12 protein-coding genes are annotated in these 14,982 nt (G+C 70.5%); 4 read left to right on the forward strand and 8 right to left on the reverse strand.

Annotation, left to right across the window (positions count from 1 at the left end):
* Window positions 1–188 precede the first annotated feature (188 nt).
* Both FDZ84_RS03840 and gltB read right to left on the reverse strand, forming a co-directional pair.
* Complete coding sequence (locus FDZ84_RS03840; RefSeq protein ID WP_168584742.1) at window positions 189–1,691, reverse strand: glutamate synthase subunit beta; 1,503 nt, start codon at window positions 1,689–1,691, stop codon at window positions 189–191.
* The gene (gene gltB / locus FDZ84_RS03845) at window positions 1,684–6,234 is read right to left on the reverse strand and encodes a glutamate synthase large subunit (RefSeq protein ID WP_168584743.1); all 4,551 of its coding nucleotides are present in this window, start codon (window positions 6,232–6,234) and stop codon (window positions 1,684–1,686) included. Before gltB ends, FDZ84_RS03840 begins: the two co-directional genes overlap by 8 nt.
* Window positions 6,235–6,755: 521 nt before the next feature.
* Here gltB and FDZ84_RS03850 point away from each other — a divergent pair.
* The 3 genes from FDZ84_RS03850 to FDZ84_RS03860 are packed head-to-tail and all read left to right on the forward strand — an operon-like array spanning window position 6,756 to window position 9,579.
* Window positions 6,756–7,781: an ABC transporter substrate-binding protein gene (locus FDZ84_RS03850; RefSeq protein ID WP_371812769.1), complete on the forward strand. Its 1,026-nt coding sequence runs from the start codon at window positions 6,756–6,758 to the stop codon at window positions 7,779–7,781.
* Window positions 7,778–8,809, forward strand: coding sequence for an iron ABC transporter permease (locus tag FDZ84_RS03855; protein WP_168584744.1), 1,032 nt, complete (start codon window positions 7,778–7,780; stop codon window positions 8,807–8,809). Before FDZ84_RS03850 ends, FDZ84_RS03855 begins: the two co-directional genes overlap by 4 nt.
* Window positions 8,806–9,579 carry an ABC transporter ATP-binding protein gene (locus FDZ84_RS03860; protein WP_168584745.1) on the forward strand — a complete coding sequence of 258 codons (774 nt, stop codon included), beginning with the start codon at window positions 8,806–8,808 and terminating at the stop codon, window positions 9,577–9,579. Before FDZ84_RS03855 ends, FDZ84_RS03860 begins: the two co-directional genes overlap by 4 nt.
* On the opposite strand, the gene FDZ84_RS03865 is transcribed toward FDZ84_RS03860, so the two are convergent.
* Together FDZ84_RS03865 and FDZ84_RS03870 are read right to left on the reverse strand one after the other, a co-directional pair.
* Complete coding sequence (locus FDZ84_RS03865; RefSeq protein ID WP_168584746.1) at window positions 9,580–9,993, reverse strand: PIN domain-containing protein; 414 nt, start codon at window positions 9,991–9,993, stop codon at window positions 9,580–9,582.
* Entirely contained in the window at window positions 9,984–10,205 is a 222-nt protein-coding gene (locus tag FDZ84_RS03870) for a hypothetical protein (RefSeq protein WP_210435420.1), read from the reverse strand. The genes FDZ84_RS03865 and FDZ84_RS03870 overlap by 10 nt, the downstream gene beginning before the upstream one ends.
* Window positions 10,206–10,312: 107 nt before the next feature.
* On the opposite strand from FDZ84_RS03870, the gene FDZ84_RS03875 reads away from it, so the two are divergent.
* Entirely contained in the window at window positions 10,313–10,657 is a 345-nt protein-coding gene (locus tag FDZ84_RS03875) for a helix-turn-helix transcriptional regulator (RefSeq protein ID WP_168584747.1), read from the forward strand.
* A 23-nt stretch (window positions 10,658–10,680) separates the two neighbouring features.
* Here FDZ84_RS03875 and lgt read toward each other — a convergent pair whose 3' ends face one another.
* From lgt to trpC, 4 genes are all read right to left on the reverse strand, one after another.
* Window positions 10,681–11,760 carry a prolipoprotein diacylglyceryl transferase gene (lgt, locus tag FDZ84_RS03880; protein ID WP_168584748.1) on the reverse strand — a complete coding sequence of 360 codons (1,080 nt, stop codon included), beginning with the start codon at window positions 11,758–11,760 and terminating at the stop codon, window positions 10,681–10,683.
* A gap of 82 nt (window positions 11,761–11,842) precedes the next feature.
* Window positions 11,843–12,637 (reverse strand): tryptophan synthase subunit alpha, encoded by a 795-nt coding sequence (gene trpA, locus FDZ84_RS03885; RefSeq protein ID WP_168584749.1) that lies wholly within the window; start codon window positions 12,635–12,637, stop codon window positions 11,843–11,845.
* Window positions 12,634–13,902 carry a tryptophan synthase subunit beta gene (gene trpB / locus FDZ84_RS03890; RefSeq protein ID WP_168584750.1) on the reverse strand — a complete coding sequence of 423 codons (1,269 nt, stop codon included), beginning with the start codon at window positions 13,900–13,902 and terminating at the stop codon, window positions 12,634–12,636. The genes trpA and trpB overlap by 4 nt, the downstream gene beginning before the upstream one ends.
* A gap of 51 nt (window positions 13,903–13,953) precedes the next feature.
* Complete coding sequence (gene trpC / locus FDZ84_RS03895) at window positions 13,954–14,763, reverse strand: indole-3-glycerol phosphate synthase TrpC (protein WP_168584751.1); 810 nt, start codon at window positions 14,761–14,763, stop codon at window positions 13,954–13,956.
* Window positions 14,764–14,982: the final 219 nt, after the last annotated feature.

A 14,982-nucleotide genomic window follows, 5' to 3' on the forward strand; every position in this document is an offset into this window, starting at 1 on the left:
CCCGTGACCAAATAACTGGGTCACGGGTGCCCCTCGCCCCCCGAGCGCGATCACCCCGAGGACCACCACGGCCGGCGCCTGCACAACTTGCAGGCCTCGCGGATCCGCCCAGCCCAACGCCCGTGAGCGTTTTTCGGTGCTATGGCACCCAAAATCACTCACGGCGGGTGCCCCTCGCCTCGGAAAAATCACACCGCCAGGGGAAGCGCGGTGGGGTGGACCGGGGACGGGAGGCGGGAGTCGCCGGTGAGGTGGGCGTCGACTGCGTTGGCCACCGAGCGGCCCTCCGCGATCGCCCACACCACCAGGGACGCGCCGCGGTGCGCGTCGCCGCAGACGAACACGCCCGGGGCCGTGGTCTCCCAGTTCGAGCCGCAGCCGATGGTGCCGCGCTTGGTCAGCTCGATGCCCAGGCCGTCCAGCAGCCGCATGTGCTCGACGCCCTCGAAACCGATGGCCAGCAGCGCCAGATCGCAGGGCAGCTCCTGGACCTCGTCGGACATCGGCACGACCTGCCGACGGCCCTCCGCGTCGCGCTGCACCTTCACCTCGCGCAGCCGCACAGCGCGCACGTTGCCTTCGTCGTCGCCGACGAACGACTCGATCGCCACCGCGAACTTCCGCTCCCCAGCTTCCTCGTGCGCCGGGTAGGTGCGCAGGATGTACGGCCAGGTCGGCCACGGCGACCGGTCGTCGTCGCGGGACGTCGGCGGCTGCGGGTAGTTGTCCAGCTGCGTCACCGAAAGCGCGCCCTGCCGGGTCGCGGTGCCGTAGCAGTCCGCGCCGGTGTCGCCGCCGCCGAGGATGATGACGTGCTTGCCCTGCGCCGAGATCGGCGTCGGACCGTCGCCCTCGCACTCCTTGTTCGCCGGCACCAGGTGCTCCATGGCCAGATGCACGCCCTTGAGGTCCCGCCCCGGGATCGTGGTGTCGTCGCGGCTACGCAGCGCGCCCACCGCTAGCACCACGGCGTCGTAACCGGCGCGCAGTTCCTCGACGGTCAGGTCGACGCCGACCTCGCAACCGGTGATGAACCTGGTGCCCTCGGCGCGCATCTGCGCCAACCGCCGGTCCAGGACGGACTTCTCCATCTTGAACTCGGGGATGCCGTAGCGCAGCAGCCCGCCGATGCGGTCGTCGCGCTCGTACACGGTCACCTCGTGCCCGGCGCGGGTCAGCTGCTGAGCCGCGGCGAGCCCGCCCGGCCCGGAGCCGACCACGGCCACCCGCTTGCCGGTGTGCGCCTCCGTCACCTGCGCGGTGACGTACTCGTTCTTCCAGCCGACCTCGGCGATGGTCTCCTCGACCCGCTTGATGGCCACCGCGCCGCCGGCCTCCGGCGAGATCGCCAGCACGCAGCCGGCCTCGCACGGGGCGGGGCACAACTTGCCGGTGAACTCCGGGAAGTTGTTGGTGGCGTGCAGCCGCTCGCTGGCGTCCTGCCACTGGCCGCGGCGGACCATGTTGTTCCACTCCGGGATCAGATTGCCCAGCGGGCACCCGGCCGAACCGGAATGGCAGAACGGGATGCCACAGTCCATGCACCGCGCGGCCTGCGTGGCGGTCTCCGCCTTGCGGCCCTCGGCGGACAGCGCGGCGTAGACCTCGTGCCAGTCGCCTAGCCGCTCGTCGACGGGACGCTTGGGGGCGTCGGCCCGCGCGTGCTTCAGAAATCCCCTCGGGTCAGCCACGGGAAGCCTCCATGATTGCCTCGTCCACGTCCCGGCCTTCGATCTTGGCCATCCGCATGGCGTCCAGGACTCGCTGGTAGTCGCGCGGCATCACCTTGGTGAACGCCGCAGAGCGCCGCGGCCAGTCGCCGAGCAGCGAGGCCGCCACCGCCGAACCCGTCAGGTCGCGGTGCTGCTGCACGACCTCGTGCAGCCACTTCAGTTCCTTGGCGCTGGGCCGCTGCAGGTCCACCATCGCGGTGTTCACCCGCACCGGGTCCAGGTCGAGCACGTAGGCGATGCCGCCGGACATCCCGGCGCCGACGTTGCGGCCGGTGCCGCCGAGCACCACCGCGCGACCACCGGTCATGTACTCGAAGGCGTGGTCACCGGCGCCCTCGGCGACCGCGAGCGCGCCGGAGTTGCGCACGCAGAACCGCTCGCCGACCTTGCCGCGCAAGAAGATCTCGCCGCGGGTCGCGCCGTAGCCGATCACGTTGCCCGCGATCACCTGGTCCTCGGCGACGAACGCCGAATCCGGGTGCGGGCGCACGACGATCCGCCCGCCGGAGAGGCCCTTGCCGACGTAGTCGTTGGCGTCGCCGACCATGTCCAGCGTGATGCCCGGCGGTAGGAACGCGCCCAGCGACTGCCCTGCCGAACCCTCCAGTTCCACGTGAATGGTGTCCGCCGGCAGGCCCTCGCCGCCGTAGCGGCGGCTGACCTCGGCGCCCAGCAGCGTGCCGACGGTGCGGTTGACGTTGCGCACCGGCAGCTCCAGCCGCACCGGGCGGGCGTCTTCCAGCGCCGCCTCGGCGAGCTGGATGAGCGTGCGGTCCAGCGCGTGGTCCAGGCCGTGGTCCTGCTCGCGGACCCGGCGCCGCACCGGCGAGTACGGGGTCTGCGGCTCGGTGAACACCGGGGTCAGGTCGAGGCCGCGCGCCTTCCAGTGCGCCATCGCCTCGTCCCTGCCCAGCGCCGAGACCTGGCCGATGGCCTCGTCCAGGGTGCGGAACCCGAGCTCCGCCAGGTACTCGCGGACCTCCTGGGCGATGAACTCAAAGAAATTCACCACGTGGTCGACCTGGCCGGTGTAGCGCTTGCGCAGCTCCGGGTTCTGGGTGGCGACCCCGACCGGGCAGGTATCGAGGTGACACACGCGCATCATCACGCAGCCCTCGACCACCAGCGGCGCGGTGGCGAAGCCGTACTCCTCGGCGCCCAGCAGCGCGGCGACGACCACGTCGCGGCCGGTCTTGAAGCCGCCGTCGACCTGCACCGTGATCCGGTCGCGCAGGCCGTTGAGCAGCAGCGTCTGCTGCGCCTCGGCCAGGCCGACCTCCCATGGCGTGCCGGCGTGCTTCAGCGACGTCAGCGGCGCCGCACCGGTGCCGCCGTCGTGGCCGGAGATCAGCACCACGTCGGCGTGCGCCTTGGAGACCCCCGCGGCGACGGTGCCGACGCCGATCTCGGAGACCAGCTTGACGTGGACCCGGGCGTACTCGTTGGCGTTCTTCAGGTCGTGGATGAGCTGCGCCAGGTCCTCGATCGAGTAGATGTCGTGGTGCGGCGGCGGGGAGATCAGCCCCACACCCGGCGTGGAGTGCCGGGTCTTCGCGATCCACGGGTACACCTTGTGCGCGGGCAGCTGCCCGCCCTCGCCGGGCTTGGCACCCTGCGCCATCTTGATCTGGATGTCGGTGGCGTTGACCAGGTATTCGCTGGTCACGCCGAACCGGCCGCTGGCGACCTGCTTGACCGCCGAACGCCGCTGCGGGTCGTAGAGCCGGTCGACGTCCTCGCCGCCCTCACCGGAGTTGGACTTGCCGCCGATCCGGTTCATCGCGACGGCCAGCGTCTCATGCGCCTCCGCGGAGATCGCGCCGTAGCTCATGGCGCCGGTGGAGAACCGCTTCATGATCTCCGAGACCGGCTCGACCTCGTCGATGTCGATCGGTGCCCGGCCGCTGTCCAGCTTGAACAGCCCGCGCAGCGTGCCGCCCTCGGCCGCCAGCCGGTCGCACTCCGCCGTGTACTTGCGGAACACGTCGTACTTGCCGGTCTTGGTGGAGTGCTGCAGCAGGAACACCGTCTCCGGGGTGAACAGGTGCAGCTCGCCCTCGCGCCGGTAGGCGTAGTCGCCACCGATCTCCAGCTTGCGGTGCACCCGCTCGGTCGGGTTGTCCGGGTGGGCCCGGCGGTGCCGCTGCGCGACCTCCTCGGCCAGCACGTCCAGCCCGACGCCGCCGAGCTTCGAGGTGGTGCCCTCGAAGTACTCGTCGACGATCTCGCCGGACAGGCCGACGGCCTCGAAGACCTGGGCGGCGGTGTAGGCGCCGACGGTGGAGATGCCCATCTTGGACATCACCTTCAGCACGCCCTTGACCAGCGCCTGCACATAGTTGCGGATCGCGACCTTCGCCCGCGTACCGGTGATCTGGCCGGTGGCGATCATGTCCTCGATGGTCTCGAACGCCAGGTACGGGTTAACCGCCGCGGCGCCGTAGCCGAGCAGCGTGGCGATGTGGTGTACCTCGCGGGCGTCACCGCTCTCCACCACCAGCGCGACCTGCAGCCGCTCCTTGGTGCGCACCAGGTGCTGGTGGACCGCCGAGACCAGCAGCAGCGACGGGATCGGCGCCATCTTGTGGTCGGAGTCGCGGTCGGAGAGCACGAGCACGCGCGCCCCGGCGGCGATCGCCTCGGACGCCTCCTGGCGCACCCGCTCAATGGCTTCGGCCAGCGCCTCGCCGCCACCCTCCACCTCGTAGAGGCCGGACAGCACGGCGGAGGCGAAACCGGGCAGGTCGCCGTCGTCGTTGACGTGGATGAGCTTGGCCAGCTCGTCGTTGTCGATCACCGGGCTGGGCAACACGATGTGCCGGCAGGACGCGGCCGACGGGGCCAGCAAGTTCTGCTCCGGGCCCATCACGCGGGCCACCGAGGTGACGATCTCCTCCCGGATCGCGTCCAGCGGCGGGTTCGTGACCTGCGCGAACTGCTGCACGAAGTAGTCGTAGAGCATCCGCGAGCGCTGCGACATCGGCGCCGTCGGCGTGTCTGAACCCATCGAGCCCAGCGGCTCGCCGCCGCCGGTGGCCATCGGCGCCAGCAGCAGGCTGAGCTCTTCCTCGGTGTAGCCGAAGGACAGCTGGCGGCGCACCACCGACTCGTGGGTGTGCACCACGTGCTCGCGGTCCGGCAGCTCGTCGAGGTTGAGCAGCCCGGAGTGCAGCCACTCGTCGTAGGCGTGCTCCCCGGCGAGACCGGCCTTGACCTCCTCGTCGTCGACGATGCGGCCCTGCGCGGTGTCGATCAGTAACATCCGGCCCGGCTGCAGGCGGCCCTTGGCCACCACCTCTTCGGGCTTGAGGCTGAGCACGCCGGTCTCGCTGGCCAGCACCACCCTGTCGTCGGCGGTCCGCCACCAGCGGGCCGGGCGCAGCCCGTTGCGGTCCAGCACCGCGCCGACCAGCGTGCCGTCGGTGAAAGTGACGCACGCCGGGCCGTCCCACGGCTCCATCAGGCTGGCGTGGAACTGGTAGAAGGCCTTGCGCTTGGGGTCCATCTCGGCGTGGTTCTCCCACGCCTCCGGCACCATCATCAGCACCGCGTGCGGCAGGCTGCGGCCGCCCAGGTGCAGCAGCTCCAGCACCTCGTCGAAGGAGGCGGAGTCCGAGCCGTCGCCGGTGCAGATCGGGTACAGCCGGGAGAGGTCGCCAGCAATCACGTCGGAGGCAAGCAGCGCCTCGCGGGCCCGCATCCGGTTGCGGTTGCCGCGAATCGTGTTGATCTCGCCGTTGTGCGCGACGTAGCGGAACGGGTGCGCCAGCGGCCACGACGGGAAGGTATTCGTGGAGAACCGGCTGTGCACCAGCGCGATCGCGCTGACCAGCCGCTCGTCGGTGAGGTCCGGGAAGAAGGCGGGCACCTGCTCGGTGGTCAGCATGCCCTTGTAGACCAGGGTGCGGCTGGACAGCGACGGGAAGTAGAGCTCCAGCCCTTCCCGAGCGGCCTCCCGCTCGGCACGCTTGCGCAGGCAGAACGCCAGCCGATCAAGCTCGACGCCGGCCTCGTCGTGGTGCCCGGCGACCAGCAGGATCGCGAAGTGCGGCATGCACTTCACGGCGGTGGTTCCGACGCCGGCCCGCTCCGGGGTAACCGGCACGTCGCGCCAGCCCAGCACCCGCAGGTTCTCCTCGGCGGCGACCCGCGCCACCAGCTCCTCGGTCTGACGCCGCTGCTCGGCGTCGGTGGGCAGGAAAGCCATACCGGCCGCGTAGCGGTTCTGGCCGGCCTCGTCGGGCTCCGGCAGCTCGACACCAGCCTCGGCGCGCAGCAGCTCGTCCGGCAGCTGCAGCAGGATGCCGGCGCCGTCGCCGCTGGTCGGTTCGGCACCGGCAGCACCCCGGTGCTCCAGGTTCGCGAGCGCGGTCAGCGCGTCGGCGACGATGCCGTGGGAACGGCGGCCGCGGATGTCGGCGACCATGGCGACACCGCAGGAATCCTGTTCCGCTGTTGGGTCGTACAACCCCTGGGCTGCTGGGACGGCGGAGAAGACCACTGCACAGACCTCCCTCGTCATTTCTCGTGCTGGAAGCCCACGGTCAAACGCTGACCTGACTTCATGACTTCTGAGCACGGGACGACGCTGGCCCGCAGATTGGCTACCGGTGGCATGACAGGATTTTTCGGGCTTTCTAAAGCCCGCTCGTGACCGGAGCGTTTAGAGAACTTTAACAGCCGCGATACCTGGAAGCAGCACTCTGTACGTGATGCTGACCATCTTGTAGTAACGCACCGGGTTGGGTTACCCACGCCTGCGGACGCGCGCCGCCGAACACAGTCCGCCGTCAAATTTAACCGCTGGGTCGCGCGCGGGGTAGCCCCAGTTCCGCAGGACACTCACGCGCGGCTCGGACGGCCGATCTTCTCCTGATATCTTTCCAGCTCAGAGCGCTCGCGCTGCGGGTGCTCGCGGGACGCCAGCGCCAAGCGAAACCGGTGTGAACCCGGTGCTGTGCCGCAACTGCGATGGCCCGCCCCCGGGCGGGCACGAGCCAGGTCGCCTTGCGCGTGGCGTCGATGTCCGCCACCCCCGGTGCAGGGGTGCGGCGTCGGCTGCCCGGCCACGCCTGCCCAACCGCACCGGCCGAACGTAGGGAAGACATGACCGGGTTCCGCCGACTCGCCACCCTGCTGCTCGCGATGCTCGCCCTGCTCGCCGGGGTCACCGCGTGCGCCACCCGCCCCCGCTCCGATGCCCCCGCCCCGGCCGACGACCCGGCCGCTGCTTTCCCGGTCAAGGTCGAGCTGCCCGGCGCGCCGCCGGTGACGCTCCCGCAGCAGCCGAAGCGGATCATCTCGCTGTCCCCGACCGCCACCGAGACGCTGTACGCGATCGGCGCCGGCGACCAGGTCATCGCGGTGGACCAGTACTCGAACTTCCCGGCGCAGGCGCCGCGCACCGACCTCTCCGGCTTCACCGCGGACGCGGCCGCCGTCGGCGCGCACACCCCCGACCTGGTCATCGCCCCGGACAACGCCGCGAAGCTGGCGGAGGGGCTGAAGGTGGTCAACGTGCCGACGCTACTCACCCCGTCGGCGGCGACGCTGGAGGACGCCTACCAGCAGATCGAGGTCCTCGGGCAGGCCACCGGGCACACCAAACAGGCCGCGCAGCTGGTCGACCGGATGCGCTCGCAGATCGACGAGATCGTCCGCAACACTCCGCGCCCGCCGCAGCCGCTGAGCTACTTCCACGAGGTCAGCCCGGACTACTACACCGCGACCTCGCAGAGCTTCGTCGGCAGCGTCTACGGCCTGTTCGGGCTGCACAACATCGCCGACCCGGCCGGCGGCAAGTTCCCGCAGCTGTCCGAGGAGCACATAGTGCAGGCCAACCCGAACCTGATCTTCGTCGCAGACACCAAGTGCTGCCAGGTCAACGCGGCGGCGGTGGCCGCCCGGCCGGGCTGGAACACCCTGGACGCGGTGCAGCACGGCCGCATCATCGGACTCGACGACGACATCGCCGGCCGGTGGGGCCCGCGGGTGGTCGACCTGGTGCGCGCGATCGGCGGCGGCGTCGCCAAGGCGCGGCACGGGTGACCGAAGCGCTCAGCCCGGCCCGCGCGCCCCTGCGGCAGACCAAGCTGCGCCCGCGCCACCTGCTGGTCGCGTTGGTGGTGCTGCTGGCGAACATCCTGCTGTCGGTGCTGCTCGGCGCCGCCGAACTCGGCTGGCAGCGGGTGCTCGGGGAGATCGTCGCGCAGCTGACCGGCGGCATGTCGCCGCTGTCCGAACGCGAGGCGGCGATCCTGTGGCAGCTGCGGGTGCCCCGGGTGGTGCTCGGCGTGCTGGTCGGGGCCGCGCTGGCGGTGTCCGGGGCGGCCTTCCAGGGCGTGTTCCGCAACCCGCTGGCCGACCCGTACCTGCTGGGCGCCGCGTCCGGGGCCGGGTTGGGCGCCACCCTGGTGATCACCACCGCGCCGTCCGTCCCGGTGCAGCTCGCGGCGTTCGCCGGCGCGCTCGGCGGCGTTGGCCTGACCTGGCTGGTCGGCCGCTCCGCCGGCCGGGACACCGCGACGCTGGTGCTGGCCGGGGTCGCGGTCGGGGCGTTCCTCACCGCCGGGCAGACGTTCGTGCAGCAGCTGCGTGTGGAGACGCTGGAGCAGGTCTACATGTGGATCCTTGGGCGGCTGACCACCACCGGCTGGCGGGAGGTGCTGGTCGTGCTGCCCTACCTGGCGATCTCGGCGGTCGTGCTCTGCACCTGCGCGCGGCTGCTGGACCTGCTGGGAACCGGCGACGAGGAGGCGGCCGCGCTGGGCGTGCGCCCGGGCCGGGTGCGGCTGCTGGTGCTCACGGCCGCGTCGCTGGCCACCGCCGCGGCGGTGTCGGTGGCCGGGCTGATCGGGTTCGTCGGCCTCGTGGTGCCGCACCTGGTGCGGCTGGCGGTCGGCGGCAGCTTCCGGATCATCGTCCCGCTGTCGCTGCTGTTCGGCGGGGCGTTCCTGGTCGTCGCCGACATGCTCGCCCGAACCGTGCTGGCCCCGGCCGAGATCCCGATCGGCGTGATCACGGCGTTCACCGGCGCACCGTTCTTCGCGGTCCTGCTGCACCGGAGGCGCGCATGAGCACCCTGGAGGTGCACGAGCTGTCGGCCGGATACCGCCGCAGCACGGTGCTTTCCGACGTTTCGACCACTGTGGACAATGGCGGCTGGCTGGGCATCATCGGGCCCAACGGGTCGGGCAAGTCGACGCTGCTGAAGGCCGTCGCGGGACTGGTGCGGCACCACGGCCGGGTGCTGGTCGACGGCCGCCCGCTGGCCTCGCTGCGCCGCCGCGAACGCGCCCAGGCGGTCGGCTACGCGCCGCAGATCCCCCAGCTGCCGATCGGCCTGACGGTCACCGACTACGTCCTGCTCGGCCGCACCCCGCACCTGGGCGTGCTGGGGCGGGAAGGGCCCGCGGACCTGGACGTGGCCGGTTCCCTGCTGGAGCGGCTGGACCTGACGCGACTCGCGGACCGAGCCCTGTCGACGCTGTCCGGCGGCGAACGCCAACGGGCCGTGCTGGCCCGAGCCCTCGCCCAACGGGCCGGCGTCCTGCTGCTCGACGAGCCGACCACAGGCCTGGACGTCGGACACGCCCAGGCCCTGCTCGACCTGGTCGACGAACTGCGCCGGGAGCTGGGCACGACGGTGGTCATGACGCTGCACGACCTGACCCTCGCGGCCCAGTACGCCGAGCGCCTGCTCCTCCTCGACGAGGGCCGCGTGGTGGCCGAGGGGACCCCGACGGAGGTCCTGACCCCGACGGCCCTGGCGGAGCGCTACACGGCCCGGGTCGCGGTCCTGCACACCCCCGACGGCTCCCCGGTCATCGCCCCGATCCGCGCCTGATCAGTCGACGGAACCGCGTTCCACAACCCATTCCGTCTGCTGACCGGTCATCTCTGCGATGAACTCGAAATCCTGGTCGTAGTGGAGCACCGCGAGCGAGCTGCGCTCCGCAACCGCAGCGATCAACAGATCTGGGATCTTCCGACCGCGAAGTCCTTGCGCCGACAAGGCGCGTTGAACACCTCGGGCGCGAACAAAGTCGGTATGTTCGATCTCGATCAACGGGCAAACGGCAACCGCACGCTGCAGCATGTCCCATTCTGATGCGTTACGAGCCGAATGCCCGAGCTCCAGATCGGTCAGGGCACAGCGGGCCAGTGCATGAGAACGAACGAGCTCACCGACGGTCTTGCGGACAGGCTCCTTTCGCAGCCGGGACAACACGCTGGTATCGGCGAGGTACTTTAGCGCCACGCAGCCTCACGATCCTCGAAGTCCATTCCCGCGAGCACGTCGAGTGCAGCCTCGACGTCCTCGCCCTGGAGGCTCATCCCACTAGCCTGCCGGAGGGCAACGTTGATCGTGTCCTTGATCGTCTTGGTTCCCAGCTGCTCCCGGGCCGCAGCCAGGGCATCTTCATCCACATCGACCAGATGCTTCATGGCCGCGAGTATATACTGTGACACGTTTGGATATCTCCTCAATTTCCTCGCGTCCATGATCTGAGATTCAGAATCATCCGAACAGCCACTATAGCGTTGTCAACATATCGCATGCCGGCTATATTCGACGCATGACGTGGAAACGGCTCGATCAGGTGAGGCCAAAGAATCCAGTTGCCGACCAGGAGGAGTACGACGAGTCGTACGCTGAAGCCTCGCTGGCATTCGAGCTTGCGCGGCTGGTGTACGGGCTGCGCACGAACGCGGGGCTGACCCAGACCGAGCTCGCGAAGCGGATGGGCACCACGCAGTCCTCGGTCGCGCGCTGGGAGAGCGGCGGCAGCCTGCCGACCATCGACCTGCTCGACCGACTCGGGCGGGCCGTCGGTGTCCGGCTGGAGCTGGTGTCATCGCAGCACGACCCCACCGGTTCCAAGGACTCGCCGAGCGGCGCGGTGGCCTTCGGCGCCCGGTAGGCGCGTGCCGGGCGCGCCAAAGGTCAGTCCTTCGCGTCCTTGGCGCCATCGGCGCTTTGCGCCTCCGCGCGCTCGCCCGCCGGGCCGTCGTCCTTGCCGACCGGGCCGTCGTCCTTGCCCGTCGGGCTGTCGTTCTCGCCGGCGTCGGTCGTCGCCTTCGGCTCCTCGGCGTCCGCCTGCTCCGGCGGCGCGGCGGTGTCGTCGTCGCCGGGCATCGGCTTGCCGCGCAGCAGCTCGGGGTCCTCGCGCTTGCCTCGCACCAGCACCAGGTACAGGACCGCGAGGGCGAAGACGATCAGGGAGGTGAAGACGTTGATCCGGATGCCGAGGATGTGCGTGGCGTCGTCGGTGCGCATCATCTCGATCCACAGCCTGCCCGCCGTGTAGCCCGCGACGTAGAGAGCGAACACCCGGCCGTGACCCATCCGGAACTTGCGGTCCGCCCAGATGACCAGGAGGAAGACACCGAGATTCCACAGCAGCTCGTACAGGAACGTCGGGTGCACGACCGTGATCGGTGTGCTGTCAATCGCCACACCTGTGATGGGGTCCGCGAGCCCGGTTGCCGGGTCGATGCGCCGGTAGATCTCCAGGCCCCAGGGCAGGTCCGTCGGCGCACCGTAGAGCTCCTGGTTGAACCAGTTGCCGAGGCGGCCGATCGCCTGCGCCAGGATGATACCGGGCGCGACGGCGTCGGCGAACGCGGACAGCGGCACGCCCCGGCGGCGGCAGCCGATCCAGGCGCCGACCGCGCCGAGCGCCACCGCGCCCCAGATGCCCAGGCCGCCTTCCCACACCTTGAGGGCGTCCAACGGGTTGCGGTCCGGGCCGAAGTACTTGTACCAGTCGGTCGCGACGTGATAGAGCCGACCGCCGACCAGCCCGAACGGCACCGCGAACACCGCGATGTCGATGACCGTGCCCTCGCGTCCGCCGCGCGCCACCCAGCGGCGGCTGCCGATCCATACGGCCGCGATGATGCCGGCGATGATGCACAGCGCGTAGGCGCGCAGCGGGATCGGGCCGATGAACCAAACCCCCTGCGGCGGGCTAGGGATGTTGGCCAGGAACGGACTCGCCAAGGCTGCAACCGGGGCACTCACGCCGCTAACCGTATCGGTCGCTCGACGAAAGTTGAGCACCACCCGGTCTCGACGAGGTGAACAGGCTGTTCGCTTCAGGAAGTCAGCGCGACCGGACGCCGCGGGCGAGCTCCGCCGCGAGCTCGCGGACGCCCGCCGGGCCGTCCTGCTCGGCGCGGGTGACGAAGGCGGAGCCGACGATGACGCCGTCGGCGAAGCCCGCCACCTCGGCCGCCTGCTCGCCGGAGCGCACCCCGAGCCCGACGCCGATCGGCAGGTCGGTGTGCGCGCGGGTGCGCTGCACCAGTCCGGCCGCGGCCGCGCCGACGCTCTCGCGCGCGCCCGTCACGCCCATGACGGACGTGGCGTAGACGAAGCCGCTGGTGGCCTTGGCGGTCAGCGCCAGCCGCTCCTCCGTCGACGACGGGGCGACCAGGAAGATCCGGTCCAGGCCGTGCGCGTCGGTCGCGGCGATCCAGTCCTCGCCCTCGTCCGGGATCAGGTCCGGCGTGATCACGCCGAGCCCGCCGGCCGCCTTAAGGTCGCGGGCGAACGCGCCCGGGCCGTAGTGGTGCACCGGGTTCCAGTAGGTCATCACCACGGCGTGGCCACCGGCGTCGGCGATCGAGGACACCACGTCGAAGACGTCCCGCAGCCGGAAGCCGGCGCGCAGCGCCTTGTCGCTGGCCGCCTGGATCGTGGGTCCGTCCATCACCGGGTCGGAGAACGGGATGCCGACCTCGACGATGTCGCAACCGGTCGAGCCGTCGGTGTCGGTCAGCATCGCCGAGAACAGTTCCTTGGACTCCTCGACGGTCGGGAACCCGGCCGGCAGGTAGCCGATGAGGGCCGCCCGCTGCTCTTCCCGGCACGCCTGGAAAACCTCGCGCAGGTTCACCGCGACTCCTCCTTGCTCTCGTCGACGAGCCCGAAGTACTTCGCCGCGGTGTCCATGTCCTTGTCGCCTCGACCGGAGAGGTTGACCAGGATGATCGCGTCCGGGCCGAGCTCCTGGCCGAGCTTGATCGCGCCGGCCAGCGCGTGCGCCGACTCGATGGCCGGGATGATGCCCTCGGTGCGCGACAGCAGCCGGAACGCCTGCATGGCCTCGTCGTCGGTGATCGAGCGGTACTCGGCGCGCCCGATGTCCTTGAGGTAGGAGTGCTCGGGCCCCACGCCCGGGTAGTCCAGTCCGGCGGAGATCGAGTAGGCCTCGATGACCTGCCCGTCGTCGTCCTGCAGCAGGTACGAGCGGGCCCCGTGCAGCGTGCCGGGGGTGCCCTCGCAGAGGGTGGCGCCGTGCTCCCCGGAGGAGATGCCGTGCCCGCCGGGTTCGAAGCCGACCAGCCGCACGCCCGGGTCATCGATGAAGCCGTGGAAGATGCCGATGGCGTTGGAGCCGCCGCCGACGCAGGCCGCGACCACGTCGGGCAGCCGACCGGTCAGTTCGAGCACCTGCCGACGGGCCTCGGCGCCGATGACCTTGTGGAAGTTGCGCACCATCATCGGGAACGGGTGCGAACCGGCGGCGGTGCCCAGCAGGTAGTGGGTGTGGGCGACGTTGGTGACCCAGTCGCGCAGCGCCTCGTTGATGGCGTCCTTGAGGGTCGCCGAGCCGCTGTTGACCGGGATGACCTCGGCGCCCAGCAGCCGCATCCGGGCGACGTTGAGGGCCTGCCGCTCGGTATCCACCTTGCCCATGTAGATGACGCATTCGAGGTCGAGCAGCGCGCAGGCCGTCGCGGTGGCGACGCCGTGCTGCCCGGCGCCGGTCTCGGCGATGACCCGGCGCTTGCCCATCCGCTTGACCAGCAGCGCCTGCCCCAGCACGTTGTTGATCTTGTGCGAGCCGGTGTGGTTGAGGTCCTCGCGCTTGAGCAGGATGCGCGCGCCGCCGGCGTGCTCGGCGAACCGCTTCGCCTCGGTCAGCAGCGACGGCCGCCCGGCGTAGTTGCGCAGCAGGTCGTCGAGTTCGGCGAGGTACTGCGGGTCGCCCTGCGCCTTGGCGTACTCGGCGGCGAGCTCGTCCTGGGCGGCGATCAGCGCCTCGGGCATGAACCGGCCGCCGTAGACACCGAAGTGCCCGCGCTCGTCCGGGTCGTGCCCCTCCGGCACGGGCTTGCCCGGGCGGTGTGCGCGCGCGGTCTCTGCGCCTACGGTCATTGCCTTACCTCCTGTGCCTCGCCGACCCCTGAACCCGTGGAACCGGTCCGACTACCGGCTCGGCCGCGGGCACGCGGGATGCGACCCGGCGGTCACCAGCTGGGTGACTGCCGTCTTGGGATTGTCGCTGGTCACCAGGCCCTCGCCGACCAGCACCGCGTCCGCACCGGACCCTGCGTAGGCCATCAGGTCGCTCGGCCCGCGGACCCCGGACTCGGCGATCTTGAGGATCTCCTGCGGCAGTCCCGGAGCGATCCGGCCGAACACGTCGCGGTCGACTTCGAGCGTATGCAGATTGCGCGCGTTGATGCCAATTACTTTCGCGCCGGCCTCCAGCGCGCGGTCGGCTTCCTCGGCGGTGTGCACCTCGACGAGCGCGGTCATGCCCAGGGACTCGACCCGGTCCAGCAGCGCTTCGAGCGCGTTCTGCTCCAGGGCCGCCACGATGAGCAGCACCATGTCCGCGCCGTGCGCCCGGGCCTCGTGCACCTGGTACGGGCTGACGATGAAGTCCTTGCGCAGCAGGGGCGTGTTGACCCTGGCGCGGACCGCGTCGAAGTCGGCCAGCGAGCCGCCGAAGCGGCGCCGCTCGGTGAGCACGCTGATCACGCGCGCACCGGCGGCGGCGTAGTCGGCGGCGAGTTCGGCCGGCTCGCCGATCTCGGCCAGCTCGCCCTTGGACGGGCTGCGCCGCTTCACCTCCGCGATGACGCCCACGCCCGGCGCCCGCAGCGCGGCGAGCACGTCGTGCGGCGGCGCCGCGGCAGCTGACAACTGCTTGATCTCGTCGAAGGAGATCGCGGATTCGCGAACTGCAAGATCTTCGCGAACACCTTCGATGATGGATTCCAGAACGGTCACGCGAACACCTCGCCGGCCGTGCCCCGCACACTCGCCTTCACGTCGGTCCGCAAGCAACTGGATGCGCAGATGAACTCATTGCGCTCGATCACGACACTCCCCTTCCCGCCGTGCCGTCGCATGGCCGATGCTAAACCTCACCGGCCACGGGTCCCACCAAGGGGGTGGCCCAACGTCCCTGCACAACAAGGACCTTCGGCCCTGGTGGCGTTGTCGGGC

The organism is Saccharopolyspora sp. ASAGF58 (assembly GCF_012277335.1).
In the GTDB taxonomy this organism is placed as follows: Bacteria; Actinomycetota; Actinomycetes; order Mycobacteriales; family Pseudonocardiaceae; genus Saccharopolyspora; species Saccharopolyspora hattusasensis.